The sequence below is a fragment of the Banduia mediterranea genome, from assembly GCF_031846245.1.
Classification (GTDB): domain Bacteria; phylum Pseudomonadota; class Gammaproteobacteria; order Nevskiales; family Nevskiaceae; genus Banduia; species Banduia mediterranea.
The window spans coordinates 1-1,840 of sequence record NZ_JAVRIC010000051.1; the positions used below are offsets into that span (position 1 = coordinate 1).

The following is a 1,840-nucleotide window of genomic DNA, read 5'->3' on the forward strand; positions in this document are numbered from 1 at the left end:
CCCTTTATTATTGTCCGGCGCTGCCGGCCGCAGGGTTGGCGTGGCGAGAGAACGAACTAACCCTGGTTTTCACCACGCGCCATCTCGCGCAAGCGGAACTTCTGAATCTTTCCGCTGGGTGTGCACGGCAAGTCGTCCAGAATATTCAACGTTTCCGGCCAGTACTGCTTGGTTATGCGCTGCTCTTCAAGAAAGTGCTTCATCTGGTCGAGCGTGAGCCCGTGGCCGGGCTTGAGCGTGACATAGGCCACAGCGCGCTCACCCAGACGCGCATCGGGCACGCCGACCACGGCGGCCATCTGGATGGCCGGATGGCGGTGCAGCATCTGCTCGACCTCGACCACCGGCACGTTCTCTCCGCCCCGGATGATGATGTCCTTGGCCCGGCCAGTGATGCGCACGTAGCCGTCGGTGTCGATGCGCGCCAGGTCGCCGGTCTTGAACCAGCCCTGCGCATCCATGTCGTAGCGTTCGGGGCGCTTGAGGTAGCCCACGAAGTGGCTCGGCCCCCGCGATTGCAGCTCGCCCTCCTGGTCCACGGCCAGCGCCTGCCCCGAGGCATCGACGACGCGGATTTCCATGCCCGGCACTGGCACGCCGTCGGTGCCGAACACCTTCTCGGGCACATCGTCCAGTCGTGTGCCGGTGACCAGGATATTCTCTGTCATGCCCCATGCCGACACGATGTGCGCCTTCAGGCGCTCAGTGGCACGCTCGACCAGTGTGCGGGGGATGGGCGCGCCAGCCGAGATGAAAACACCCAGCGTGGAAATGTCATAGCGTGGCAGGTCCGGATGATCCGTCAGGTCGGCCAGAAAGGGGGTGGCCGCCATCATGAAGGTCACGCCTTCGTCCTGAATCCGCGTCAGGCCCAGTTTCGGCTCCCAGATGTCTTGCAGCACCATTTTGGCGCCCAGCATCAGCGGCAGTTCCATGCCGATGGCAAAACCCGTCTGGTGCGCCATCGGCGAGGGCATGAAGCACACATGCTCGGCGGTCAGGCCGCAACGCTTGACGATCTCGACGATGTTCGCGAAATGGGTGTTGGAGGTGTGCAGCGCGCCCTTGGGCTCACCGGTGGTGCCGGAGGTGTACAGCAGCTGCAACACCTCGTCGGGGCGCAGGCGACGCTCGGCGAACAACTGTTCAGCATTGGGCGTTTCCTGCTCCCAGCGGCGCTCGATGAAGTGCTTCTCGAACGACATCTCGCCTTCGCCGCCAATCGCAAAAATATGCTTGAGCTGCGGCAGCGCCGGCTGAATCTCGCGCAGCATTGCGGCATGGTCACAACCGCGAAACTCGCGCGGTGCGATCATGACCTTCGATTCGGCCAGCCCCAGCATGAAGGTCAACTCGCGGTGGCGGAAGATCGGCATCACCGGGTTGGTGACCGCGCCGATGCGCAGGCAGGCCAGGTGCAGTGCCACAAACTGCCACCAGTTGGGCAGCTGGTACGACACCACGTCGCCACGCTCCACACCCAGCGCCGCCAGACCGAGCGCGATGCGTTTGGACAGGCGCAGCAGTTGCCGGTACGACAAGGTGGTCGCCTGCCCGGTCATGCTGTTGAGGTCGGTCACGGCCACTTTGTCGAGGCGGCCGGGCGCGACTTCGTCCAAGAAGTCAAGCAGGGTCTTGTTGTGCCAGTGGCCGCTGGCCCGGGCTTGTTGAACCAGTTGGGGGCTCAGTTGGGGTTCGATCATGTTGTCTCCTTTGAACGAAGCCGCTACGCGGCAGGAACGACGGGACAAGAAATAGGGCGCCGAAGCAGGCACCTTCTCCTTCACACCCAAGTCCGGGTGGACATCACCGAAGGAGAAGCAAGATGGATGCATCCGAA

At 63.2% G+C, this 1,840-nt stretch carries 1 protein-coding gene; it reads right to left on the reverse strand.

Features of this window, described 5'->3' with window-relative positions; translation table 11 throughout:
* Positions 1-56: 56 nt before the first annotated feature.
* Entirely contained in the window at positions 57-1,703 is a 1,647-nt protein-coding gene (locus tag RM530_RS18275) for a cyclohexanecarboxylate-CoA ligase (protein WP_311366702.1), read from the reverse strand.
* Between the last annotated feature and the right edge of the window lie 137 nt (positions 1,704-1,840).

What these genes read in the sequence shown, in the direction of transcription:
- RM530_RS18275 (WP_311366702.1), bottom strand. Translation starts at nt 1,703, where the DNA reads ATGATCGAACCCCAACTGAGCCCCCAACTGGTTCAACAAGCCCGGGCC.